The 23633-nt window shown below is 71.6% G+C and carries 21 protein-coding genes and 3 tRNA genes; 13 read left to right on the forward strand and 11 right to left on the reverse strand.

What is annotated here, in order from left to right; all coding sequences use genetic code 11:
• Window positions 1-116 precede the first annotated feature (116 nt).
• From purD to ACZ64A_RS32125, 4 genes are all read left to right on the forward strand, one after another.
• Window positions 117-1370, forward strand: a complete 1254-nt coding sequence (gene purD / locus ACZ64A_RS32110) for a phosphoribosylamine--glycine ligase (protein ID WP_469815401.1) — start codon at window positions 117-119, stop codon at window positions 1368-1370.
• A gap of 269 nt (window positions 1371-1639) precedes the next feature.
• Window positions 1640-3544 (forward strand): hypothetical protein, encoded by a 1905-nt coding sequence (locus ACZ64A_RS32115; protein ID WP_469815402.1) that lies wholly within the window; start codon window positions 1640-1642, stop codon window positions 3542-3544.
• Window positions 3545-3745: 201 nt separating this feature from the next.
• Window positions 3746-5248: a N,N-dimethylformamidase beta subunit family domain-containing protein gene (locus ACZ64A_RS32120; RefSeq protein ID WP_469815404.1), complete on the forward strand. Its 1503-nt coding sequence runs from the start codon at window positions 3746-3748 to the stop codon at window positions 5246-5248.
• 103 nt (window positions 5249-5351) lie between these two features.
• Window positions 5352-6251, forward strand: a complete 900-nt coding sequence (locus ACZ64A_RS32125) for a phosphoribosylaminoimidazolesuccinocarboxamide synthase (RefSeq protein WP_469815405.1) — start codon at window positions 5352-5354, stop codon at window positions 6249-6251.
• A 135-nt stretch (window positions 6252-6386) separates the two neighbouring features.
• On the opposite strand, the gene ACZ64A_RS32130 is transcribed toward ACZ64A_RS32125, so the two are convergent.
• The 8 genes from ACZ64A_RS32130 to ACZ64A_RS32165 form a co-directional block, all read right to left on the reverse strand.
• Window positions 6387-6459: transfer RNA gene (locus ACZ64A_RS32130), tRNA-Gly, on the reverse strand.
• Between the two features lie 23 nt (window positions 6460-6482).
• A complete protein-coding gene (locus tag ACZ64A_RS32135) occupies window positions 6483-7085 on the reverse strand; it encodes a response regulator transcription factor (protein ID WP_361636328.1) in 603 nt (200 codons plus the stop codon).
• Between the two features lie 2 nt (window positions 7086-7087).
• Window positions 7088-8425: a sensor histidine kinase gene (locus ACZ64A_RS32140; RefSeq protein WP_469815469.1), complete on the reverse strand. Its 1338-nt coding sequence runs from the start codon at window positions 8423-8425 to the stop codon at window positions 7088-7090.
• 83 nt (window positions 8426-8508) lie between these two features.
• A complete protein-coding gene (locus tag ACZ64A_RS32145; RefSeq protein WP_469815406.1) occupies window positions 8509-9288 on the reverse strand; it encodes an ABC transporter permease in 780 nt (259 codons plus the stop codon).
• Window positions 9285-10235, reverse strand: a complete 951-nt coding sequence (locus ACZ64A_RS32150) for an ABC transporter ATP-binding protein (RefSeq protein WP_469815407.1) — start codon at window positions 10233-10235, stop codon at window positions 9285-9287. Before ACZ64A_RS32150 ends, ACZ64A_RS32145 begins: the two co-directional genes overlap by 4 nt.
• Before the next feature lie 128 nt (window positions 10236-10363).
• Window positions 10364-10436, reverse strand: a tRNA-Gly gene (locus ACZ64A_RS32155).
• 80 nt (window positions 10437-10516) lie between these two features.
• Window positions 10517-10588, reverse strand: a tRNA-Gly gene (locus ACZ64A_RS32160).
• Between the two features lie 304 nt (window positions 10589-10892).
• Entirely contained in the window at window positions 10893-11210 is a 318-nt protein-coding gene (locus ACZ64A_RS32165; RefSeq protein WP_361636330.1) for a histone-like nucleoid-structuring protein Lsr2, read from the reverse strand.
• Window positions 11211-11519: 309 nt separating this feature from the next.
• On the opposite strand from ACZ64A_RS32165, the gene purS reads away from it, so the two are divergent.
• The 7 genes from purS to purM all read left to right on the forward strand — a co-directional run bounded on the left by purS (window position 11520) and on the right by purM (window position 18838).
• Entirely contained in the window at window positions 11520-11783 is a 264-nt protein-coding gene (gene purS / locus ACZ64A_RS32170; protein ID WP_469815409.1) for a phosphoribosylformylglycinamidine synthase subunit PurS, read from the forward strand.
• On the forward strand, window positions 11780-12460 hold the full coding sequence (gene purQ, locus ACZ64A_RS32175; RefSeq protein ID WP_469815411.1) for a phosphoribosylformylglycinamidine synthase subunit PurQ: 681 nt from the start codon (window positions 11780-11782) through the stop codon (window positions 12458-12460). The genes purS and purQ overlap by 4 nt, the downstream gene beginning before the upstream one ends.
• Window positions 12457-14715, forward strand: a complete 2259-nt coding sequence (gene purL, locus ACZ64A_RS32180; protein WP_469815413.1) for a phosphoribosylformylglycinamidine synthase subunit PurL — start codon at window positions 12457-12459, stop codon at window positions 14713-14715. The genes purQ and purL overlap by 4 nt, the downstream gene beginning before the upstream one ends.
• Before the next feature lie 129 nt (window positions 14716-14844).
• Window positions 14845-15642 carry a maleylpyruvate isomerase family mycothiol-dependent enzyme gene (locus ACZ64A_RS32185; RefSeq protein ID WP_469815414.1) on the forward strand — a complete coding sequence of 266 codons (798 nt, stop codon included), beginning with the start codon at window positions 14845-14847 and terminating at the stop codon, window positions 15640-15642.
• A 35-nt stretch (window positions 15643-15677) separates the two neighbouring features.
• Entirely contained in the window at window positions 15678-16139 is a 462-nt protein-coding gene (locus tag ACZ64A_RS32190) for an META domain-containing protein (RefSeq protein WP_469815415.1), read from the forward strand.
• A gap of 61 nt (window positions 16140-16200) precedes the next feature.
• On the forward strand, window positions 16201-17730 hold the full coding sequence (gene purF / locus ACZ64A_RS32195; protein WP_469815416.1) for an amidophosphoribosyltransferase: 1530 nt from the start codon (window positions 16201-16203) through the stop codon (window positions 17728-17730).
• Window positions 17731-17773: 43 nt separating this feature from the next.
• On the forward strand, window positions 17774-18838 hold the full coding sequence (gene purM / locus ACZ64A_RS32200) for a phosphoribosylformylglycinamidine cyclo-ligase (RefSeq protein ID WP_469815418.1): 1065 nt from the start codon (window positions 17774-17776) through the stop codon (window positions 18836-18838).
• A gap of 139 nt (window positions 18839-18977) precedes the next feature.
• Here purM and ACZ64A_RS32205 read toward each other — a convergent pair whose 3' ends face one another.
• Window positions 18978-19238, reverse strand: coding sequence for a DUF3073 domain-containing protein (locus ACZ64A_RS32205; RefSeq protein ID WP_469815420.1), 261 nt, complete (start codon window positions 19236-19238; stop codon window positions 18978-18980).
• A 315-nt stretch (window positions 19239-19553) separates the two neighbouring features.
• Entirely contained in the window at window positions 19554-20660 is a 1107-nt protein-coding gene (locus ACZ64A_RS32210) for a Leu/Phe/Val dehydrogenase (RefSeq protein WP_469815422.1), read from the reverse strand.
• A 243-nt stretch (window positions 20661-20903) separates the two neighbouring features.
• On the opposite strand from ACZ64A_RS32210, the gene ACZ64A_RS32215 reads away from it, so the two are divergent.
• Window positions 20904-21746, forward strand: coding sequence for a DUF8083 family protein (locus ACZ64A_RS32215; RefSeq protein WP_469815423.1), 843 nt, complete (start codon window positions 20904-20906; stop codon window positions 21744-21746).
• Between the two features lie 589 nt (window positions 21747-22335).
• Entirely contained in the window at window positions 22336-22542 is a 207-nt protein-coding gene (gene bldC / locus ACZ64A_RS32220; protein ID WP_003949541.1) for a developmental transcriptional regulator BldC, read from the forward strand.
• A gap of 439 nt (window positions 22543-22981) precedes the next feature.
• Here the strand turns inward: bldC and ACZ64A_RS32225 are convergent, their stop codons facing one another.
• Window positions 22982-23173 (reverse strand): DUF6274 family protein, encoded by a 192-nt coding sequence (locus ACZ64A_RS32225; RefSeq protein WP_469815425.1) that lies wholly within the window; start codon window positions 23171-23173, stop codon window positions 22982-22984.
• Window positions 23174-23633 lie beyond the last annotated feature (460 nt).

The following is a 23633-nucleotide window of genomic DNA, read 5'->3' on the forward strand; positions in this document are numbered from 1 at the left end:
GGCCCCGGTCAGGGCAGCTCAGGGCCGTCCGTTCGGAGAAAACCACGAAGCGTCGGGCCGTGGTCCCTCGGAAACCCGCACAAGGCCACCGCGTCGCCTGCCGTTAGGCTGACCCCGTGAAGGTCCTCGTCATCGGCAGCGGCGCCCGCGAACACGCCCTGTGCCGCTCCCTGTCCCTCGACCCTGCCGTGACCGCGCTGCACTGCGCTCCCGGCAACGCCGGCATCGCCGAGGTCGCCGAGCTGCACCAGGTGGACGCCCTGGACGGCGCCGCCGTCAGCGCGCTGGCCGGTGAGCTGGGCGCCGACCTGGTGGTCGTCGGCCCGGAGGCGCCGCTCGTCGCGGGTGTCGCCGACGCCGTGCGCGCGGCCGGCATCCCGGTCTTCGGCCCCTCGAAGGAGGCCGCGCAGCTCGAGGGCTCCAAGGCCTTCGCCAAGGACGTGATGGCGGGCGCCGGCGTGCCCACCGCGCGCTCCTACGTCTGCACCACGCCCGACGAGGTCGCCGAGGCCCTCGACGCCTTCGGCGCCCCCTACGTCGTCAAGGACGACGGGCTGGCCGCCGGCAAGGGCGTCGTCGTCACCGACGACCTCCAGACCGCCGTGCAGCACGCGGCGGCCTGCGAGCGGGTGGTCATCGAGGAGTACCTCGACGGACCCGAGGTCTCCCTCTTCGCCATCACCGACGGCGAAACCGTCGTCCCGCTCCAGCCCGCCCAGGACTTCAAGCGCGCGCTGGACGGCGACGAGGGCCCCAACACCGGCGGCATGGGCGCGTACTCCCCGCTGCCCTGGGCCGACCCCAAGCTCGTGGACGAGGTGCTGCAGACGGTCCTGCAGCCCACCGTCGACGAGATGCGCCGCCGCGGCACCCCGTTCTCCGGGCTGCTGTACGCCGGTCTGGCCATCACCGGCCGCGGCGTGCGGGTCATCGAGTTCAACGCCCGGTTCGGCGACCCCGAGACCCAGGTGGTCCTGGCCCGGCTGCAGACGCCGCTGGCCGGGATCCTCATGGCCGCCGCCACCGGCAACCTCGCCGACCTGGAGCCGCTGCGCTGGAGCGACGAGGCCGCGGTGACCGTGGTCGTCGCCTCCCACAACTACCCCGGCACCCCGCGCACCGGTGACCCGATCACCGGGCTCGACGAGGTGGCCGGGCAGGACGCCCCGCACGCCTACGTCCTGCACGCCGGGACCAGGCGGGACGGCGGGCACGTGGTCAGCGCCGGCGGCCGGGTGCTGTCGATCACGGCCACCGGCAAGGACCTGACCGAGGCCCGCGAGCGGGCGTACGCCGCCGTCGGCCGGATCGGTCTGGACGGCTCCCAGCACCGCACGGACATCGCGGCGAAGGCGGCGGCCGGGGCGTAATCCCTCTCACCAGGCATGTTCAGGCCCCGGGCGCCCTCGTGGAACCCGGGGCCTGATCTTTGCTGTCCGTCACCCAGCTCTGACCAAAGCCATTCCATCGAGTGACCGATGGGCTTATCTGCTGACGGGAGCCGGGCCCCCAACTAGGGTGCGGCGCAATGGTTCCGGCACTTGGCCCACCGGCATTGCGATGTCAGTGGCGGGTGCCACAGTGGGGGAGTGAGCAAGTCCAGCAAGCCACGGCGACAGGTTGGGGGTGAGGTCCGGTCGTGACCGGTATGGGTGTGGAGGCGGGAGCACAGGCCGCGCGGGCCCGGGCCCTCGCCGTGCTGCGGATCCGCAGCCGGGCGACCGCGGTGGCCCTGTTGCCCGCGGCCGTCGCGGTGATCCTCCTGGCCGGCGGCGCCACCGGGCATCTCGTCGGGCCCGGCTGGGACGTCGTGCGCTGGGTGGTCTCGGTCCCGGCGCTGCTCGTGCTGCTCGCCGCCGCCGGTATCGCCCTGGTGGTCGCCCGCGCCCATCCCGCCGTCAGCCCGACGGTCCCGATCGCCGAGGACGCCGCGCCGGACCTGTACCGGCTGGTGCGCGACCTCGCCGACCGCCTGGACGTTCCGGCCCCGTCGGCCATAGCGCTCACCCCGGACTGCGACAGCTGGCTGGAGGAACGCACCCACCCGCCGCACGGCCCGCCCGTCCCCGCCGCGGGCCCGGCGAACCGCGACGACCTCGCCGGAGCGGACAAGCCCCACCGGCGCGCCCCCGCCACCGTCCTCGTCGTGGGCTCGCCGTTCTTGTGGTGGATGCGGGTCGGAGAGCTGCGCGCCCTGCTCGCCCCGGTCGTCGCCGGTACGGGACCCGCGGCGCACCCCGACATAGCCGCCGCCCGGCGCTTCGTACGGGGGCTGGACGCGGCCGTGGCCGTCGCCGCCTCACCGGCCCGCTGCCGGTTCCTGAAGGCCGCCTGCGCGGTCGTCGGCTGGGTGTCCCGTCTGCTGCTGCGCAGCTGCCGCGGGCATGCGGCGGAGATGGAGCGCGGGGTCGCCGCGGCGGCCTCCGAGCGGGCCCAGGCCGTGGACTACGGCCTGCGGATCGTCGCCCAGGAGCAGGTCGGCCTCGCCTACGCGGGCTGGGACCGCCTGCTCACCCGGGTCGCGCTGCCCGCCTGGCGGATGGGCCGCTGGCCGGCCCGGCTGGACGCCGGTGTGGTGGCCGCGCTCACCGAGCTGTCCCGGCGCGACCGGCTCGCGGAGGGCTTCACCTCCCGGCTCGGCGAGCGTCCCGCGTGCGATCTGCTGGAGGAGCCCGGCCTGGTGGACGAGGCCGCCTCGCTGCTCGCCGCCCGTCTCTTCCACGGCGGTCCCGCCGCGTCCGGCCCGGACTGGTCGCCGGTGGACTGGCAGGCGTATCCGGAGGAGGTCGTCGACCGCAAGTGGCGCACCGACGCCGCCCGGCTCCACCGGGTCCTGGACACCCTGGGTGTGCGCCGCCCCAGTGACGCCGCCACCCCGGACCCGGCAGGCCCCACACTCGCCCGCGTCCTCGACCACCTGTCCACCCCGCGGACCCACGGTGGCGCCGCCCCCCTGCCGGCCGCCCTGTCGAAGCCGGGCGCCCCGGACGGGGGCACCCCGCCGCGGTACAACGGCCCGGTCGAGCCGGACGCGCGGTCCGGCGAGCCGGACGCACCGGTCGCTGATCCGGTTCGACCGGACGAGTCGGCCTGCCCGGCAGATCCGGTCGATCCCTTCGACCAGGACGGCCCGATCGCGCCCGACGACGACCTGGCGCACCCCCGCAGCGCGGCGCTCGCCGCGAGCCTGAGCGCGGAGCTGGCCGGCGAGGAGACCGCCGCCCCCGGCACCCCGGAGCACGCCCCGGCCGCCCTCTGGGCCGACGCCGCGCTCCCGCTCTTCCCGCTCCAGCCCCCGCGCACCCCGCGGGAGATCCTCACCGACCACGTCACGGCGACGGTGTGCTGCGCGGCCATCGACACCGCCGGCGCCGCACCGGGCCTCGACTGGCTCGACGGCCCCACCCTGCTGATCAACGGCGAACGTGCCACCGATCTCACGCCCAGAGTGCTGAGCCTGATAGAGGACGGCGACGCCTCCCCGCTGCGGGAGTGGCTCACCGCGACCGGCATACGCCCCGAGAAGCCCCTGCGGCTCGTCTGACCGCCGGGCGGATGCCGAGGCGCCGGCCTGGCCGGAGCACCTGATTCCACTTTCGGCCAATTCGCAACGAACAGTGACAACATGCGTGCGTAATGTGATGTGCTGGGACCGGGTCACGCACATGGCAAGCGCGTGCGACATAAGACAGGTGAACGAGCACGACGTCAGGCGCGTACGGGGGCGTGAGGGAGGGGAGCGACCATGGGCTCGGAGCAGATCCGCCGCTGGGAGTCCGGAGCGCTGGCGCACGCCGTGACGGACCCCTTCGGCCAGGGCCCCGTTCCCTGGCTGCGCGGCAGCGAGACGTACTTCGACGACACCGGCCATGTCGTCCCCTGGTACGTCGACCCGGTCCCGCCGCAGAGCACGCGCAAGGGCGCCGCCCGCGTCCCGGCCCCCCGCGCCGAGCGGCACGACCTGCGCTCCGCCGACGACGTGCACCGCCAGATCAAGGGCTTCGTCTCCACCGGCGCGGTCGCCCCGGGCGAGGCGGTCGACTTCCACGTCACGGTCGACCCGCCCCAGGAGTTCTCCGTCGACGTCTACCGCATCGGCCACTACGGCGGTGACGGCGCCGCCAAGATCACCACCAGCCCCCGGCTGTCCGGCATCGTCCAGCCGCCTCCGCTCGCCGCGGATCGCACGGTCTCCTGCCACCACTGGTGGCTGTCCTGGCGGCTGCAGATCCCGTCCTCCTGGAGTGTCGGCGCCTATGTGGCGGTCCTCACCACGGGCGACGGCCGTTACCGCTCCCACATCCCGTTCACCGTGCGCGACGACCGGCCCGCCGACCTGCTGCTGCTCCTGCCGGACGTCACCTGGCAGGCGTACAACCTCTATCCGGAGGACGGGCGCACCGGCGCCAGCCTGTACCACGCGTGGGACGAGGAGGGCCGGCTGCTCGGCGAGGCGGACGCGGCCACGACCGTCTCCTTCGACCGCCCCTACGCCGGCGCGGGCCTTCCCCTGCACGTCGGGCACGCCTACGACTTCATCCGCTGGGCCGAGCGCTACGGCTACGACCTCGCCTACGCCGACGCCCGCGACCTGCACGCCGGCCGCGTCGACCCCACCCGCTACCGCGGCCTGGTCTTCCCCGGCCACGACGAGTACTGGTCCGCCCCGATGCGCCGCGCGGTCGAGCAGGCCCGCGACCACGGCACGTCCCTGGTGTTCCTGTCCGCCAACACCATGTACTGGCAGGTCGAGCTCGGCCCGTCCCCGTCCGGCGTCCCCGACCGCCTGCTGACCTGCCGCAAGCGCAAGGGCCCGGGCAGGCCCGTGCTGTGGCGGGAGATCGACCGCCCGGAGCAGCAGGTGGTCGGCATCCAGTACGCCGGCCGGGTCCCGGAGCCGCACCCGCTGATCGTCCGCAACGCCGACCACTGGCTGTGGGAGGCGTCCGGAGCGCACGAGGGCGACGCGCTGGACGGTCTGGTCGCCGGTGAGGCCGACCGCTACTTCCCGCGCACCGCGCTGCCCGAGCACGAGGAACGCATCCTGCTGGCCCACTCCCCGTACACCGACAGCGACGGCGCCCTGCGCCACCAGGAGACGTCCCTGTACCGGGCATCCTCCGGCGCCTGGGTGTTCGCCGCCGGTACCTTCGCCTGGTCCCCGGCCCTGGACCGCCCCGGCCATGTGGACCCGCGCATCCAGCGGGCCACGGCCAACCTCCTCGACCGCATCTGCAAACGGGACTGAGCGTCCGGGGGGTGTGCCGCGCCCCCTCCGGCCCACCCGGCGTCCGGGGCACGTCCCTCATACGGGACAATCGAGCCATTGGACAGACCCACGGGGAGGAACCGTGTCCGGATTCGTAGAAAAGCCCGAGCCCCTTCAGGTGCCGGGCCTGGTGCATCTGCACACCGGAAAGGTGCGCGAGCTGTACCAGAACGAGGCGGGCGACCTCGTGATGGTCGCCAGCGACCGCATGTCCGCCTACGACTGGGTGTTGCCCACGGAGATCCCCGACAAGGGCCGCATCCTCACCCAGCTCTCCCTGTGGTGGTTCGACCAGCTCGTCGACCTGGTGCCCAACCATGTGCTGAGCACCGAGCTGCCCGCGGGCGCCCCCGACGACTGGCGCGGCCGCACCCTGGTGTGCAAGTCGCTGAAGATGGTTCCGGTGGAGTGCGTCGCCCGCGGCTACCTCACCGGCTCGGGGCTCCTGGAGTACGACGCCACCCGCACGGTGTGCGGCCTCGCCCTGCCCGAGGGCCTGGTCGACGGCTCGGAGCTGCCCGCCCCGATCTTCACCCCGGCCACCAAGGCCGAGGTCGGCGAGCACGACGAGAACGTCTCCTACGAGGAGGTCGCCCGTCAGGTCGGCGCCGACACCGCCGCCCAGCTGCGCCAGGCCACCCTCGCCGTGTACGCCCGGGCCCGCGACATCGCCCGGGAGCGCGGGATCATCCTCGCCGACACCAAGTTCGAGTTCGGCTTCGAGGGCGATCAGCTGGTCATCGCCGACGAGGTGCTCACCCCGGACTCCTCCCGCTTCTGGCCGGCCGACCAGTGGGAGCCGGGCCGCACCCAGCCGTCGTACGACAAGCAGTTCGTGCGCAACTGGCTCACCTCGGCCGAGTCCGGCTGGGACCGCCACAGCGAGCAGCCGCCGCCGGAGCTGCCCGCGCAGGTGGTCGAGGCCACCCGCGCCAAGTACGTCGAGGCGTACGAGCGCCTGACCGGCGTGCGCTGGAGCTGACGCGTACCGCCCCCGGTGAGAGCCGGGGGCGTCTCTCGCCCGGTTCCTGGGGGCGTCCGCCGTTGGGCCGCCGGCCGGCGTGCGCGACGGGAAACGCAAGAAGCCCCCGGCGTGAACCGGGGGCTTCTTCCACAGAGCGGACGACGAGGCTCGAACTCGCGACCTCAACCTTGGCAAGGTTGCGCTCTACCAACTGAGCTACGTCCGCAGTGCGCCGTGGCGCGAGAGCAACTATACCCAACCTCGCTCGCGTGCGAGACGCACTGCCGCATGCCGGTTCTCCGCCCCCAGCTTCGTCACGGCGGAGGAGAGGTAGTTGCGGACGGTTCCGGGCGAGAGCGCGGCCCGCTCGGCGATCTCCGTGACGGGCGCCCCGTCGGCGGCGAGTTCGAGCACCTCGGCCTCCCGCGCGGTCAGCGGCGAGTCCCCGGACGAGATCGCGTCGGCCGCCAACTCCGGGTCCACATAGCGGTTTCCCGCGTGCACGGTACGGATGATCTCGGCGAGGCGCTGCGCGCTGACCGTCTTCGGCACGAAGCCCCGCACCCCGGCCGCGAGGGCCCGCTTCAGATGCCCGGGACGGCCGTGACTGGTGACGATCAGTACCCGGCAGCCCGGCAGTTCGGCCCGCAGGGATGTGGCGACCTTCACACCGTCGGCCCCCGGCATCTGCAGATCCAGCACCGCCACATCGGGCTCGTGGGCCCGCGCCATCGCCAGCGCCTCCGGCCCGCTCGCCGCCTCCGCGACCACCACCAGGTCGTCCTCCAATGCGAGCAGGGCGGCCAGCGCACCCCGGATGAGGTGCTCGTCGTCCGCGAGCAGCACCCGCACACTCACGCCACGACCCCCTCGGCCGCGGCCGGCGCCGAGGACGCCTGCGCCTGCGCCTGCGTCTGTGTCTGCGTCTGTGTCTGTGTCTGTGTCTGTGTCTCTGTCTGCGTCTGCGCGGAAACGGCAAGCGGCACCTCGGCGACGACCCGGAACAGCCCGCCCTCCGCCGGTCCCGCCGTCAGCGTCCCGCCGACCTCCGCGAGCCGTTCCCGCAGCCCGGCGAGCCCCGAACCGCCCGTGCCGGCGCGCACGGCGTCCGCGCCGTCGTTCTCCACCGTCAGCACCACACGCCCCTCCGACACCTCTACGACCACCGAGCACCATCCTGCGTCCCCATGCCGCAGCACGTTCGTCGTCGCCTCGCGCACCACCCAGGCCAGCGCCGACTGCACCCCCGCCGGCAGCCCCCGCACCGCACCGGACATCTCGCACGCGATCCCGGCCGCCGCCAAAACGCCCTGCGCACCGGCCAGTTCCACGCCGAGATCGGCCTCCCGGTAGCCGCGTACGACCTCCCGCACCTCGCGCTGCGACTCCTGCGCGATCCGCTGCACCTCGATCATCTGCTCCACCGCCTCGGGCCGGCCCCGCCGCGCCAGCTGGACCGCCAGCTCGCTCTTCAGCGCGATCACCGCGAGGTTGCGGCCCATGACGTCGTGCAGGTCCCGCCCGAACCGCAGCCGTTCCTCGGCTACGGCGAGCCGTGCCTCGATCTCCCGGGACCGCTCGGCCTCCCACAGCACGGACAGGGTCCAGGCGCCGCAGCGGCAGGCGGCCAGGGAGAACAGCAGGCTGAAGGCGACCAGACAGCCGTCCAGCAGCACGTCGACACCGGTGCCTCCCGTGAGGGCGCAGGCGATCAGGCAGACCGCCCCGAGCGCGGCGCCGTGCAGCAGGAACCTCCGCGGGGGCACCCAGAGGGCGTACACGACGCCGAACGCCATCAGGACGGCGCCGAGGAGCAGCCGGCCGATGAACGACGAGACGGAGCCGGTGGCGCGCATCACCTCGACGAGCACCACGCCCACCGTGAGCAGCACGGCAGGACCGGCCAGCCGGCGGCCCGGCAGGGCGCGACGCCCCAGGTAGTGGTCGAGTGCGGGGCGGGTGAGCAGGTTTCCCCACAGGCACTGCGCCGCACCGACCAGCCCGAGCAGGCCGCCCAGGACCACGGACACCGGATCGTGGCGCAGGTCTCCGGCGAGGGGCAGCAGCATCCAGGTCCCGGTGAAGACCCAGATGCTGACGTACCAGCTCACCAGGGACTGCAGCTCGACCCGTTGCGCCTTGCTCCGCTCCCGCCAGTGGCGCCGCTGCCACCCCCGTATCCGGCCCAGCACCGCTTCCCCCTGCTCCTCGCCCGGCGCGCCGTGTGCCGAGGCGACCCGTCTCTGCCCGGTTCCCTGTCCCCCGCCCGGCGTGTTCAGCGCCGTGGCTCCCAGCGGAACCACCGGCGTACAGCAAACACCGCGACGAGGATCCAGGCCAGCGCGGTCGCCACGGCGCCGAGCGTCTCGTGCGCCGAGAGCCCGCCGGTCCAGCCGCCCCGGATCAGCGTCATCACCGGGCTCAGCGGCAGCAGTTCGCACACCGAGGCCATCCGGTCGGGGAACAGCTCCAGCGGGACCATCATCCCGGAGCCGGCCATCGAGACGATGATCAGCGGCAGCGAGGTGACCTGGGCGCTCTCCACCGACCGAGAGAAGCTCGCGGTGAGCGCGGCCAGCGCGGCACACAGGACCAGCCCGGCCAGCAGCCCCAGGACGGCGAGATGCGGCGCCTTGGGGGCGTCCACATGGAGTACGGCCGTGCAGGCCGCCACCAGCACCAGGGACTGCACCAGTCCCGTCAGCACCGCCGGCAGTGAAGCCCCGGCGAGGATCTCCGCGTCCCGCAGTTCGCCGGTGCGCAGTCGCTTGAGCACCAGCTCCTCGCGCCGGGAGGCGAGGACACCGACCAGCCCGGCGTAGACGGCGAACAGCAGCGAGAAGCCGATCGCGGCGGGCAGCACGGCGAGTCCGACGTTCAGTCCGGCGCTCGCGAGGTCCATGTCCTTGACCGTCGACCGGACCGTGGCCGGCATCGCCAGCGGCACGAACACGGCCGTGACGATCACGCCCTTGCTCCGCCCGAGCAGCGTCAGCTCGGCCCGCGCGAGTGCCGCCATCCGGCCCGTGGGGGTGGTGGTCGTCGTGCTGCTCATGCCGCGTACTCCTCGGTCCTCGATCCGGCTGCCTCCCGCGCGATCCCGAGGAACGCCTCCTCCAGCGAGGCCGACCGCACATCCAGCCGGCGCAGCTCCACCCGTGCCCGCTGGGCCCAGGCCAGCAGTTCGGTGGCCGTGCGCTGCAGTTCGCGGGTGCGCAGCCGGACGACCCGGCCGTCCACCTCGTGTCCGCACACCCCCAGTCCGGGCAGCGCCGGCAGATCGCCGAGGACATAGCCCTCGGGCAGTTCGAAGGTGATCCGGGACGGCTGTGCCGCGGTCACCTCGGCCGGGGTACCGGCGGCCGCGATGCGCCCGTCGTGCAGGATCGCCAGCCGGTCGGCGAGGTCCTCGGCCTCCTCGAGATAGTGCGTGGTCAGCAGGACCGTCGTACCGGTGTCCCGCAGCGCCCGGACCAGGTCCCAGGTCTCCCGGCGGCCCTCGGCGTCGAGTCCGGTCGTCGGCTCGTCCAGGAACAGCACCTCGGGACGGCCGAGCAGGGCGAGCGCCAGATCGAGCCGGCGCCGTTCGCCGCCGGAGAGCTGCTTCACGCGCACCGCGGCCCGGCCGGTCAGCCCCACCATGGTCAGCGCCTCGGCCACGGGCCGGGCCCCGCTCACGCATCCCGCCCACATCCGTGCCGTCTCGGCGACGGTCAGTTCGGACGGGAAGCCGCCCTCCTGCAGCATCACTCCGGTGCGCGGCCGTACGGCGGCGCGCTCGGTGCAGGGATCGTGGCCGAGGACGCGCACGCGACCGCCGGAGGGCCGGGCGAGCCCCTCCAGCAGCTCGACGGTGGAGGTCTTGCCGGCGCCGTTGGTGCCGAGCAGCGCGAAGACCTCCCCGCGTTTCACGTGAAACGTGATGCCGCGCACCGCCTGGAAGCCGCCCCCGTACACACGCCGGAGGTCGGTGACCTCAATCACGTGTTCTTTCGTGTCCATGACTTCAGCGTCCCGGCGCACCGGAGCGATCGGCAGTGCGCGCTGTCATCACTGCGCATGACAAATGTCAGAAAGGGCGGAAACACGAAGAAGACCCCGGTCCCAAGAGGACCGGGGTCTCATTCCCGAGCGGACGACGAGGCTCGAACTCGCGACCTCAACCTTGGCAAGGTTGCGCTCTACCAACTGAGCTACGTCCGCATTGCGGCCGACCGGCTCCCACCGATCGGTGCGTGCACCAGCCTACCTGATCCACCGGAGTGGTCATGACGGCGATGCAGAGCGGGTGACAGGAATCGCACACTGCGCCTTCCCCCTGGAAGGGGGATGTTCTACTACTGAACTACACCCGCACGGCCGGTATGAGCTGGGCCTTTCGGCTTTTGCCCCGCGGCGTGCTCAGACTTTAGCCGACCGGGAGGGGTGCAGCGCAAGTCGGCTTCCCGCAGGGGCGGCTGACCGGGCGTCGGGCGCGGAGCTTCGACCTGCCGGCGCACGCACCGGAACGGGCCAGGGGCGTCCGGGTCCCGGCGAGACGCGGACCCGCCCCGGCGGCACGGTGCCGGATGCTCGCGCCCGGCACCGCACACGGACGCCGGGTCGCCTGCGGGCCGCCCGCGCCGCGCCCGGCCGTCGCGGGCCGGTTCGGGCGGCGTTTCAGCGGGCGGCCGCGAACGCCTCGTAGACCTTCTTCGGGATCCGGCCGCGGGCCGGGACGTCCATCTTGTTGGCCTGGGCCCAGGCCCGCACGGCCGCCGGGTCGGGGGCGACCTCGGTCTGCTGGTACGCCTTGCCGGACCGCGAGCGCTTGCGGCCGGCCTCCACGTAGGGCGCGAGCGCCTTGCGCAGTTTCTTGGCGTTGGTTTCGTTCAGGTCGATCTCGTACGACTTGCCGTCGAGTCCGAAGGCGACCGTTTCCGCCGCTTCCGAGCCGTCCATGTCGTCAAAGAGCGTGACCACGACCTTCTGCGCCACGAATATCGGTCCCTTCTGCGGCACCTTGATACAGCTCATCTGCGATGACGTGCCGAGTATCGGTTATCGGTATTTCATTTGTACAGGGCGTGCCATTGGAAAGTGAAGCCCGACTAAATCGCCCCGCGTGTCCCGGCGCAATAGGTGCCGCGAGCCCATCGGGGATCTTTCCCAGAATTTTTCGCGGCCGTCCCCGGCCGGTACCTCATCGTGATGGCGGTCACGTAGTTTCCTACAACTCTACTCGCGTAGAAATTTTGTGCGGGTAGTCTGAAGGAACCTGCTCAGCACCACACACCGGGAGTGCCAGTGGCACGCGTCGTAGTCGACGTCATGCTCAAGCCGGAGATCCTCGACCCCCAGGGCCAGGCGGTCCAGCGTGCGCTGCCGCGCCTGGGATTCGAAGGGATCTCGGACGTCCGTCAGGGAAAGCGATTCGAACTGGAAGTTGAGGGCCCGGTCGACGAGGCCGCCCTCGCCCGCATTCACGATCTTGCGGAGTCCTTCCTCGCCAACACCGTGATCGAGGACTTCATCGTCAAGGTCGAGGAAGTCGCGGAGGCGGCGAAGTGACCGCTCGTATCGGCGTCGTCACTTTCCCGGGATCTCTCGACGACCGGGACACGCAGCGCGCGATCCGCCTCGCGGGCGCCGAACCCGTCGCCCTGTGGCACAAGGACAAGGACCTCCACCAGGTCGACGCCGTGGTGCTGTGCGGTGGTTTCTCCTACGGCGACTATCTGCGCGCCGGTGCGATCGCCCGCTTCTCGCCGGTGATGGAGACCCTCATCGAGCAGGCGAAGGCCGGCATGCCGGTCCTCGGCATCTGCAACGGCTTCCAGATCCTCACCGAGGCCCACCTCCTCCCGGGCGCGATGCTCGGCAACGACCACCTCCACTTCATCTGCCGCGACCAGAAGCTGCGGGTGGAGAACGCGGAAACCTCCTGGACCAGCGACTACAGCGCCGGGCAGGAGATCCACATCCCGCTGAAGAACATGGACGGCCGGTACGTCGCCGACGAGTACACCCTCGACAAGCTCGAGGCCGAGGGCCGCGTCGCCTTCCGGTACGTCGACTTCAATCCCAACGGCTCCCTGCGGGACATCGCCGGCATCACCAACGAGGCCGGCAACGTCGTCGGCCTGATGCCGCACCCGGAGCACGCCGTCGAGCCGCTGATCGGCACCGGCCGCACCGACGGTCTCCCGTTCTTCACCTCGATCCTCAAGAAGCTGGTCAACGCATGAGCCGGACGCCTCTGGACACGGTCGAGCACGCGGCCGCGACCCCCGACGTCGAGCTGCCCTGGGCCGAACTCGGCCTGAAGAAGGACGAGTACGAGCGCGTGGTCGAGATCCTCGGCCGCCGGCCCACCGGCGCCGAGCTCGCCATGTACTCGGTCATGTGGTCCGAGCACTGCTCGTACAAGTCCTCCAAGGTCCACCTCCGCCAGTTCGGCGAGAAGGCCCCCGAGAGCGACGCCCTGCTGGTCGGCATCGGCGAGAACGCCGGTGTCGTCGACGTCGGCCAGGGCTACGCGGTCACCTTCAAGGTCGAGTCGCACAACCACCCGTCGTACGTGGAGCCCTACCAGGGCGCAGCGACCGGCGTCGGCGGCATCGTCCGCGACATCATCGCGATGGGCGCCCGCCCGGTCGCGGTCGTGGACCCGCTGCGCTTCGGCGCGGCCGACCACCCCGACACCAAGCGCGTCCTGCCCGGCGTCGTCGCCGGCATCGGCGGCTACGGCAACTGCCTGGGCCTGCCCAACATCGGCGGCGAGGTCGTCTTCGACGCCTGCTACCAGGGCAACCCGCTGGTCAACGCCGGTGCCATCGGCGTCATGCGGCACGAGGACATCCACCTCGCGAAGGCGTCCGGCGCGGGCAACAAGGTCATCATGTACGGCGCCCGCACGGGCGGTGACGGCATCGGCGGCGCGTCCATCCTCGCCTCCGAGACCTTCGACGACGCGAAGCCCTCGAAGCGCCCGGCCGTCCAGGTGGGCGACCCCTTCCAGGAGAAGCTGCTCATCGAGTGCACCCTGGAGGCCTTCAAGGAGAAGCTGGTCGTCGGCATCCAGGACCTGGGCGCCGCCGGCATCTCCTGCGCCACCAGCGAGCTGGCGTCCAACGGCTCCGGCGGCATGCGCGTCACCCTCGACGACGTACCCCTGCGCGACTCGACGCTCTCGCCCGAGGAAATCCTCATGAGCGAGTCGCAGGAACGCATGTGCGCGGTCGTCGAGCCGGAGAAGGTCGACCGCTTCCTCGAGATCTGCGAGAAGTGGGACGTCATCGCCACGGTCATCGGTGAGGTGACCGACGGCGACCGTCTGGAGATCTTCTGGCACGGCGAGAAGATCGTCGACGTCGACCCGCGCACGGTCGCGCACGAGGGCCCGACCTACGAGCGCCCCTACGCCCGCCCGTCCTGGCAGGACGAGCTGCAGGCCGACGACGCGAACAAGCTGCCGCGCCCGGCGACTTCCGAGGAGCTGCGCGACCAGGTCCTGAAGCTGGTCGCCTCCCCGAACCAGGCGTCGAAGAAGTGGATCACGTCCCAGTACGACCACTTCGTGCAGGGCAACACCGTCCTCGCCCAGCCCGAGGACTCCGGCATGATCCGCATCGACGAGGAGTCCGGTCTCGGCGTGGCCATCGCCACGGACGGCAACGGCCGCTACGCCAAGCTCGACCCGTACACGGGCGCGCAGCTGGCCCTCGCCGAGGCCTACCGCAACGTGGCCACGACCGGAGCGAAGCCGCTCGCGGTGTCGGACTGCCTGAACTTCGGCTCGCCCGAGGACCCGGCCGTCATGTGGCAGTTCGCGGAGGCCGTGCGCGGTCTGGCGGATGGCTGTCAGCAGCTGGGCACGCCGGTGACCGGCGGCAACGTCTCGCTGTACAACCAGACCGGCGAAGCCGCCATCCACCCGACCCCGGTCGTGGCGGTCCTCGGTGTGATCGACGACGTCGCCCGCCGCACGCCGGTCGCCTTCCAGGAAGAGGGCCAGCTCCTCTACCTGCTGGGCGACACCCGTGAGGAGTTCGGCGGTTCGGCCTGGTCGCAGGTGATCCACGACCACCTGGGCGGCCTGCCCCCGAAGGTGGACCTGGAGCGCGAGCGCCTGCTCGCCGAGATCCTGATCTCCGCCTCCCGTGACGGCATGATCGACTCCGCGCACGACCTGTCCGACGGCGGTCTGATCCAGGCCGTGGTCGAGTCGGCGCTGCTCGGCGGCAAGGGCGCCCGCCTGATCGTCCCGGACGGTCTGGACGCGTTCACCTTCCTGTTCTCCGAGTCGGCGGGCCGCGCGATCGTCGCGGTGCCGCGTTCGGAGGAGGTCCGCTTCAACGACATGTGCGGTGCCCGGGGTCTGCCGGCCACCCGCTTCGGCGTCGTGGACGGTGACACCATCGAGCTCCAGGGCGAGTTCGAGCTGTCCCTGGACGAGCTGCGCACGGCCCACGAGGAGACGATCCCGGCGCTGCTGAAGTAACGCCGGCCGTACGACCGCCAAGGCCCCGCCCGTGTCCGACGGGCGGGGCCTTCGCGTTCGCGCCGACGGGCGTCGAGGCGATCGGAAACGGCGTGAGCGGACAGGGCGCGAAGGCATAGGCTCGCCGCCATGCCCACGGCGAAGAAGCGCACCCGGACCTACGACCCGGCCAAGATCCGTACCGCCGTCCACGCCCAGTTCGGGCACGTGCGCGAGGCGGTGCGCACCCTCACCCCCGAGCAGCTGCGGTCGCCCACCCGGCTCGGCGAGTGGACCGTGCGGGACCTGGTCGCCCACCTCGGGATGACCCTGGGCGCGGCCACCCGGCTGCTCGGCCTGCCGGCGCCCACCGGCGCGCAAGGGGCACTGCACGACTGGCCGTTCGCCATCGCCGCCGAAGCGCCCGGCATCGCCGGGTACGCCCGTCGGCTCGCCGAGGAGCACCCGGACCTCGACGCCTACCTCGCCGCCACCGAGGAGCGCTTCACCGCCGGCCTCGCCGCCCACCCCGGCACCCGGCTGCTGGACACCAGCGCCGGCCCGCTGACCCTCGACGACTACCTCGTCACCCGTACCGTCGAGCTGATCGTCCACACCGACGACCTCAACGCCGCCGTACCGGGGCTGGAGGTGCCCTTCGACCGGCAGGCGCTCGCCGCGTGCACCCGGCTGCTCGCCGACGCCCTCGCCGCGAAGGCGCCCGGCGGCGCCACCGAGGTGCGCATCCCGCCGTACGCCGTCGTGCAGTGCGTCGAGGGGCCCCGGCACACCCGCGGCACCCCGCCCAACGTGGTCGAGACCGACCCGCTGACCTGGATCCGGCTGGCGACCGGGCGGCTCGAGTGGAAGGACGCCGTCGAGGCCGCCAAGGTCAGCGCGAGCGGGGAGCGCGCCGACCTGAGCGGGCTGCTGCCGTTGCTGATGTGACGGAACCGCTTGCTGCCGTACCCCGTCACAAGGGCATGAACCGGTACGCACAGCGCATCGCTCTCGGGGCCGCCGCCGTGCTCGTCCCGCTACTGGCGGCCTGCGGCAGCGAGCAGGCGGGACAGCGGGCCGGCAGTGCCTCGGTCACCCCGGAACCGCCTCTCACCGGCACCGACTGGCGCATCGAGAGCATCACCGCGCACGGCAGCACGGACCGCCCCGGGAGCACCGCGCACATGAGCTTCGACGCGAGGACCGGCAAGGCCGGCGGCCGCCTCGGCTGCAACCACTTCGGCGCCACCGCCACCGTGCGCGACGGGGGTATCACCCTGGGGTCCCCGACCACGACCCGAATGATGTGCGACGCCTCACTCATGCGCACCGAGCGGACCCTCCTCGGCGTCTTCAACACCACCCTCAAGTACCGCATCGAGCGCGGCACCCTCACTCTGACCTGCACAAACGGAACGATCATCCAAGCCGTCGCACGGAAGTGATCCGTAGGGTCCGCACATCCCCAATTCGGACCAGTGGTCGATCTCGCCTACACTCGGAGGCGTGCCACGTGGTGACGGTCGACTCAATCACGATCTGCTTCCCGGCGAAAAAGGCCCCCAGGACGCTTGCGGCGTCTTCGGCGTCTGGGCTCCCGGTGAAGAGGTCGCAAAGCTCACGTACTTCGGGCTCTACGCCCTCCAGCACCGGGGTCAGGAATCCGCGGGAATCGCGGTCAGCAACGGCTCCCAGATCCTCGTCTTCAAGGACATGGGCCTGGTCTCCCAGGTCTTCGACGAGACCTCGCTCGGTTCGCTCCAGGGTCACATCGCGGTCGGACACGCCCGCTACTCGACCACCGGTGCCTCCGTGTGGGAGAACGCCCAGCCGACGTTCCGTGCCACCGCGCACGGCTCGATCGCGCTCGGCCACAACGGCAACCTGGTCAACACCGCGCAGCTCGCGGAGATGGTCGCCGAGCTGCCGAGCGACAACAACAGCCGCTCCACCCGGGTCGCGGCCACCAACGACACCGACCTGCTGACGGCCCTGCTGGCCGCCCAGGTCGACGACGACGGCAAGCCGCTGACCATCGAGGAGGCGGCGCACGTCGTCCTCCCGAAGGTGCGGGGCGCCTTCAGCCTCGTCTTCATGGACGAGCACACCCTCTACGCCGGCCGCGACCCGCAGGGCATCCGCCCGCTGGTCCTGGGCCGTCTGGAGCGCGGCTGGGTGGTCGCCTCCGAGTCCGCCGCCCTGGACATCTGCGGCGCCAGCTATGTGCGCGAGATCGAGCCGGGCGAGTTCGTCGCCATCGACGAGAACGGCCTGCGGACATCGCGATTCGCGGAAGCAAAGCCCAAGGGCTGTGTCTTCGAGTACGTGTACCTGGCCCGCCCGGACACCGACATCGCCGGCCGGAACGTCTACCTCTCCCGGGTCGAGATGGGCCGTCGCCTCGCCAAGGAGGCGCCCGTCGAGGCCGACCTGGTGATAGCGACGCCGGAGTCCGGCACCCCGGCCGCCATCGGCTACGCGGAGGCCTCCGGCATCCCGTTCGGCGCCGGCCTGGTGAAGAACGCCTACGTGGGCCGGACCTTCATCCAGCCCTCGCAGACCATCCGCCAGCTCGGCATCCGGCTGAAGCTGAACCCGCTCAAGGAAGTCATCAAGGGCAAGCGGCTGGTCGTCGTCGACGACTCGATCGTCCGCGGCAACACCCAGCGGGCCCTGGTGCGCATGCTGCGCGAGGCCGGCGCCGCCGAGGTCCACATCCGGATCTCGTCGCCGCCCGTGAAGTGGCCCTGCTTCTTCGGCATCGACTTCGCCACGCGCGCGGAGCTGATCGCCAACGGCATGACCATCGACGAGATCGGCACGTCGCTCGGCGCCGACTCGCTGGCGTACATCTCCCTCGACGGCATGATCGAGGCGACCACCATCGCCAAGCCGAACCTGTGCCGCGCCTGCTTCGACGGCGAGTACCCGATGGAGCTGCCCGACCCGGAGCTGCTCGGCAAGCAGCTGCTGGAGACCGAGCTGGCCGCCGGCCCCGCCGCCACGGCCGCCGCCGACGCCATCCGCCGCCCGTAGGGCGCCGCATCACCTGCCGTACGACACGAAAGTTCTCCTCACCATGTCTGAGACAACTGGTGCCTCCTACGCGGCTGCCGGCGTCGACATCGAAGCGGGCGACCGCGCCGTCGAGCTGATGAAGGAGTGGGTGAAGAAGACGCAGCGCCCCGAGGTCCTCGGCGGCCTCGGCGGTTTCGCCGGCCTCTTCGATGCCTCCGCCCTCAAGCGCTACGAGCGGCCGCTGCTCGCCTCCGCCACCGACGGCGTCGGCACGAAGGTCGACATCGCCCGCCGGCTGGGCGTGTACGACACCATCGGCCACGACCTGGTCGCGATGGTCATGGACGACATCGTGGTGTGCGGCGCCGAGCCGCTGTTCATGACCGACTACATCTGCGTCGGCAAGGTCCACCCCGAGCGGGTCGCCGCGATCGTCAAGGGCATCGCGGAGGGCTGCGTGCTGGCCGGCTGCGCCCTGGTGGGCGGTGAGACGGCCGAACACCCCGGCCTGCTCGGCGCGGACGACTTCGACGTCGCGGGCGCCGGTACGGGCGTCGTGGAGGCCGACCGGCTGCTCGGCCCGGATCGCATCCGCACGGGTGACGCCGTCATCGCCATGGCGTCCTCCGGGCTTCACTCGAACGGGTACTCGCTCGTCCGGCACGTCCTGCTGGACCAGGCCGGTCTGTCGCTGGACGCGCGGATCGAGGAGCTCGGCCGCACCCTCGGCGAAGAGCTGCTGGAGCCCACCAAGATCTACTCGCTGGACTGCCTGGCGCTCATCCGGACCGCCGAGGTCCACGCCTACAGCCACATCACCGGCGGCGGTCTCGCCGCCAACCTCGCCCGGGTGATCCCGGACACACTGCACGCCGTGGTCGACCGCTCCACCTGGACGCCGGACCCGATCTTCGACCTCGTCGGCCGCACCGGCAAGGTGGAGCGGCTGGAGCTGGAGAAGACGCTGAACATGGGCGTCGGCATGATGGCGATCGTCCCGCAGGAGTCCGTGGACGTGGCCCTGGCCACGCTGGCCGACCGCGACGTGGAGGCATGGGTCGCCGGCGAGATCACCGACCGCGGCGAGCACACCACCGGCGCGGAGCTGGTCGGCGACTACGCCTGACGCCCGGCCCGGCCCCTGGGGGCCCCACCCGCTCGCGGAGCGCGGGGGCCTTCAGGGGCGTGAGCCCGTTGTACGGCAGCACGAAACCCGGTCCGGAGCAGGACCCCGGACCGGGTGAAACGGCGAATGCCGCGCAGCCTTACGCGCCGCGACGGTGTTGCGAGGACGGGCCGTCCTCGTCCTCCTCGTCGTCGTCCTCGTCATAGAGGTCGGCGTACCGGGAGTACAGGTCATCGTCGTCGTGCTCATCGTCCTCGAAACGGTCGCCGTTCGGCGGCGACGGATTCGATGTCGATGCGCCCAGCTCCTCGGCCAGGCGTGTGAGGTCAGTCCCACCGCTGTTGTACTTCAGCTGGCGGGCGACCTTCGTCTGCTTGGCCTTGGCCCGGCCGCGCCCCATGGCTCGACCCCCTCAACGACGGGGCTCGACGGCCCCAGAGTCTGACACGCGTTCATGTTCCGGCACGGACTCTCCGCAGAGAGGCCGGTCCGTAGGGCTTCCACGGTACCTGAGCCCGCGCCCATACGGTACGTCGCCCGCAGCACGCGCGTGTGCACAGGACCACCGAGGCGCCCCGTCCTCGCTGGTCAATGGCGATTTTAACCACTTATCCGAGGACGACCCGCCGGTGGAAGTGAGAGTTCTCTCGAAGTCGCCACCGGCAGGTACCGCACGAACCCGTGCCGCTCGCCCTGCGGGGAGCGGCACGGAACGTCAGCGTCCGCGCTTGGCGGCGGCGGCCTCGGCCATCCGCTGCTCGGCGATCCGGTCGGCCGCCGCGGCCGGCGGAATGCCGTCTTCCTTCGCACGTGCGAATATGGCCAGCGTGGTGTCGAAGATCTTCGCGGCCTTCGCCTTGCAGCGGTCGAAGTCGAAGCCGTGCAGCTCGTCGGCGACCTGGATGACGCCGCCCGCGTTCACCACGTAGTCCGGCGCGTAGAGGATCCCGCGGTCGGCGAGGTCCTTCTCCACCCCCGGGTGGGCGAGCTGGTTGTTCGCGGCGCCGCAGACGATCCGCGCCGTCAGCACCGGCACGGTGTCGTCGTTCAGGGCGCCGCCCAGCGCGCAGGGGGCGTAGATGTCCAGCCCCTCGGTGCGGATCAGCGCCTCGGTGTCGAGGGCGGCGCTCACGCCCTCGGGGTGCCGGTCGAGGATGCGGCGTACGGCGTCGTCGCGCACGTCCGTGATGACGACCTCGGCGCCCTCCGCGCGCAGGTGCTCGACCAGGTGGTGGCCGACCTTGCCGACGCCGGCGATGCCGACCTTGCGGCCGCGCAGCGACGGGTCGCCCCACAGGTGCTGCGCGGAGGCGCGCATGCCCTGGTAGACGCCGAAGGCGGTGAGCACGGAGGAGTCGCCGGCGCCGCCGTTCTCCGGGGAGCGGCCGGTGGTCCAGCGGCATTCGCGGGCCACGACGTCCATGTCGGCGACGTAGGTGCCGACGTCGCAGGCGGTGACGTACCGGCCGCCGAGCGAGGCGACCATACGACCGTAGGCGAGCAGCAGCTCCTCGGTCTTGTCCCGCTCCGGGTCGCCGATGATCACGGCCTTGCCGCCGCCGTGGTCGAGTCCGGCCATGGCGTTCTTGTACGACATGCCGCGCGCGAGGTTGAGGGCGTCGGCGACGGCCTCCTCCTCGGTGGCGTACGGGTAGAAACGCGTACCGCCGAGGGCGGGGCCCAGCGCGGTGGAGTGGAGGGCGATGACGGCCTTCAGGCCGCTCGCGCGGTCCTGGCAGAGCACGACCTGCTCATGGCCGCCCTGGTCCGAGTGGAACAGGGTGTGCAGTACACCAACAGGTGCGCCGGTTACGTCGGTCACGGTGGTGACTCCTGAGTAAGTAGCGGCGAGTGACGCGGGGCTCCATGGGGGTGGACGGGGCCCCGTGGCATGAGGGTAGAGCCTGTTACCGGCCACGCGCCGCGCAGTGCCCCAGATCACCTTCTCAGGGAGTACGACCACGTACGCGCGTGCGCGGCCGTGCGACGATTTGCATGGATTTCCCGCAGGCGCGGGTGCGGGCCCGGCAGGTTTCCGCAGCGGCCCGCGGGGGAGGGAGCAGGCGTGCCCAAGGTGTCCTCGGTGATCGTCCCGTATGCGGCGTATCTGCGGGTGTACGAGCCGCTGGCCGCCTTCTCCGAACCGGAGCGCGGCCACTGGACGCGCTACGCCCGCCGCCCCGAGCTCCCCTCCTACCAGGACGAGCTGCGCCGCTCGCTGGCCGACCTGCTGCCCACCCCGCCCGTCGCGGTGCCGGTGCGGGAGAGCGACGACGCCTTCGTGCTGGAGGTCGACGGCGTGGTGTGCGTGTGCCCGTGGCGGACCCGGCTGCGCGGCTGGCAGGCGCTGGCCGACCTCGGCGAGGAACTGCCGAAGCCGGTGCTGGAGGCCGTCCTGCCCGAGGTGGTGCGCCGCCAGGCCGCCCAGGACTACGAGCGCTGGCGGGAGAGCAACCCCGACGCGCGGCCGTGGATCCGCACGGCCACCTGGCAGGTGCCGCTGAACTGGTTCGTGCTGGTCTCCGACGAGGAGCGGGAGTACGACAAGGGCTCCGCCGACCTGGCCCCGGTGCTGCGCTACCGCACGCCGATGGTGCAGGCCCGGCGCCGGGTGGCCCGGGCGCTGCGCACGCTGAAGGACACCATGGACGAGGGGCCGCTGGTCGAGGGGGTCGTCGACGTGGGGCGCTGGCTGGAGGAGTTCCACCCGCGCTCCCTGGTGGAGCTCGACTACGGCGGTCTGGTGCACGCGCTGCCCGCGGGGGCGCTGGAGGACGATCACTCGGCGGCGGACGTGGCCGAGGGGATCGCGGCGCTGCGGCGCGGGGACGGGGCCGCGGCCGGCGTGGCCTACGGGCGGCTGGTGGAGCGCTGGCGGTCGGTGCGCGAGCTGCGCTCGGCGAACTGACATATCGCCAGGCCGCGTGAGCCGTGTGACGGAGGATCCGACAGAGGTTCGAGTGGAGTGATGTGCGTCACGGCCGTGACGCCGGTCACCGCGTACGGTCTACGCACCGGACGGACTCCGCACTACGCGAGTTGACGGGACGTAGGCCCCGATCCGGGCGTTTGCGTCAAGCGTGACAGACCGCACGTACACGCCCCTTGCGCCCGTTACCCGCCCTCGTGCCAAAATAGGACAAGGAGTCCGGGGAGGGCTCCGTCCGCCCAACTGTGTTCCACTGTGGGCGGAATCTCAGCATTGCACGCTTTGGGGGGTCTGGTATCTCCTGACGCCACTGTGACTGATCGTCACAGTGGCGTGACTGTCCGCTATGGCATGGTCCATCGGCTTCCGTCGCTGATGAACACCTGGGAGGGCAATTCCATCGGTTTGGCCGACGCGGCTGGACAGATGGTGTAGTTGTAGTGCCGAGGACAAGCCGTTCGTCCTATAACCGACTCGACTCGCGTCCGCCATTTCGGGCAACGCGGGTCAAGGTGCAGAATTTAGAGGAAAGAACCGAGAAGGTTCGGTTCTCCCGAGGAGGCCGCTCATGACCGCTCGCACCCCTGATGCCGAGCCGCTGCTGACCCCGGCTGAGGTCGCCACCATGTTCCGCGTCGACCCGAAGACGGTCACGCGCTGGGCGAAGGCCGGCAAGCTCACGTCGATCCGCACGCTCGGCGGGCACCGCCGCTACCGCGAGGCCGAGGTCCGCGCTCTGCTCGCGGGCATCCCGCAGCAGCGCAGCGAGGCCTGAACAACCGAATAACGGGCGAAGCGCCAGGTCCCCCAACCTGTCGGGCCGCCCGGAATCACAGCTCCAAACGACGCGGGGACTGCCCCAACAGGCCCCACGCCCACACGGAACGCAAGGGTGCGTCGTCGATCGCGCTGGACTCCGCCGGGTCCAGCGCGATCTTTTTTGTGCGTGCGGTGCCGACTGTGCGTGTCCCGGCGGGGGTCTGTGAGTGCCCGTGTCGGAGTCTGGTGGGACGCTGCGGGGAAGCCCTGACCCAGGTGCAATTGCACATATTAAATTGACGGGTTGTAGGAGCGGGGTAAGAAGGGGGGCTCCGGAAACTCGTGCGGTGACTCCCGTCACATGCCACTGTCCTTGTTGCCCGGCGTCGGGGTGCGCTAGTGGAAGCGCAGGTTCCAGCCTCCCACGCGCGTACGGGTGTTGGGCGCGTACGCCGTCACGCCTCGCCGGGGGATTCGACCTCGGCGGGCTCACCGGCCGGCGGCGGGCTCGCCGGAGCCGTCGCCAGCGCCAGCCGCTGCAGGCGGTGGCAGATCGGGCAGTGACGGGTCAGATGCCGGTACGACGAAGCGGCCGACAGATGCGCCCGGAGCAGCGCTCGCGTCTCGTGCTTCGCCGATGCCGCCATACGCCACCTCCGTCAGTCCCGCGGGGAACGGGTCCGTGCTTCTGGGGTACTGGCGGAATGTGACGCCGTCAAGGCCGCGGGGCCCTCTCGAGGGCGCCCGGCCGCAAGAGGAGCCGGAAGCTCCGCGACCGCTCCGCGGGGGCGTGAGGGCGATTCTCGGCCGTTTGCCCGCCCGTTGCGAGGCAGGCGTTGGCGCTGCCACGGGAAACGACCGAGGGGCCCGTTCGTGACGAACGGGCCCCTCATACTGCGGTCCTGACGGGATTTGCTGTGTCTGATTGCGGCTGCGCCGCGGGCGCGGCCTCCGCCTTGGCGGGGCGGCGGGCGTGCCGGGAAAAGACCGAGGGGCCCGTCCATCATCGGACGGGCCCCTCATACTGCGGTCCTGACGGGATTTGCTGTGTCTGATTGCGGCTGCGCCGCGGGCGCGGCCTCCGCCTTGGCGGGGCGGCGGGCGTGT

Source organism: Streptomyces sp. NPDC104814 (genome assembly GCF_055583185.1).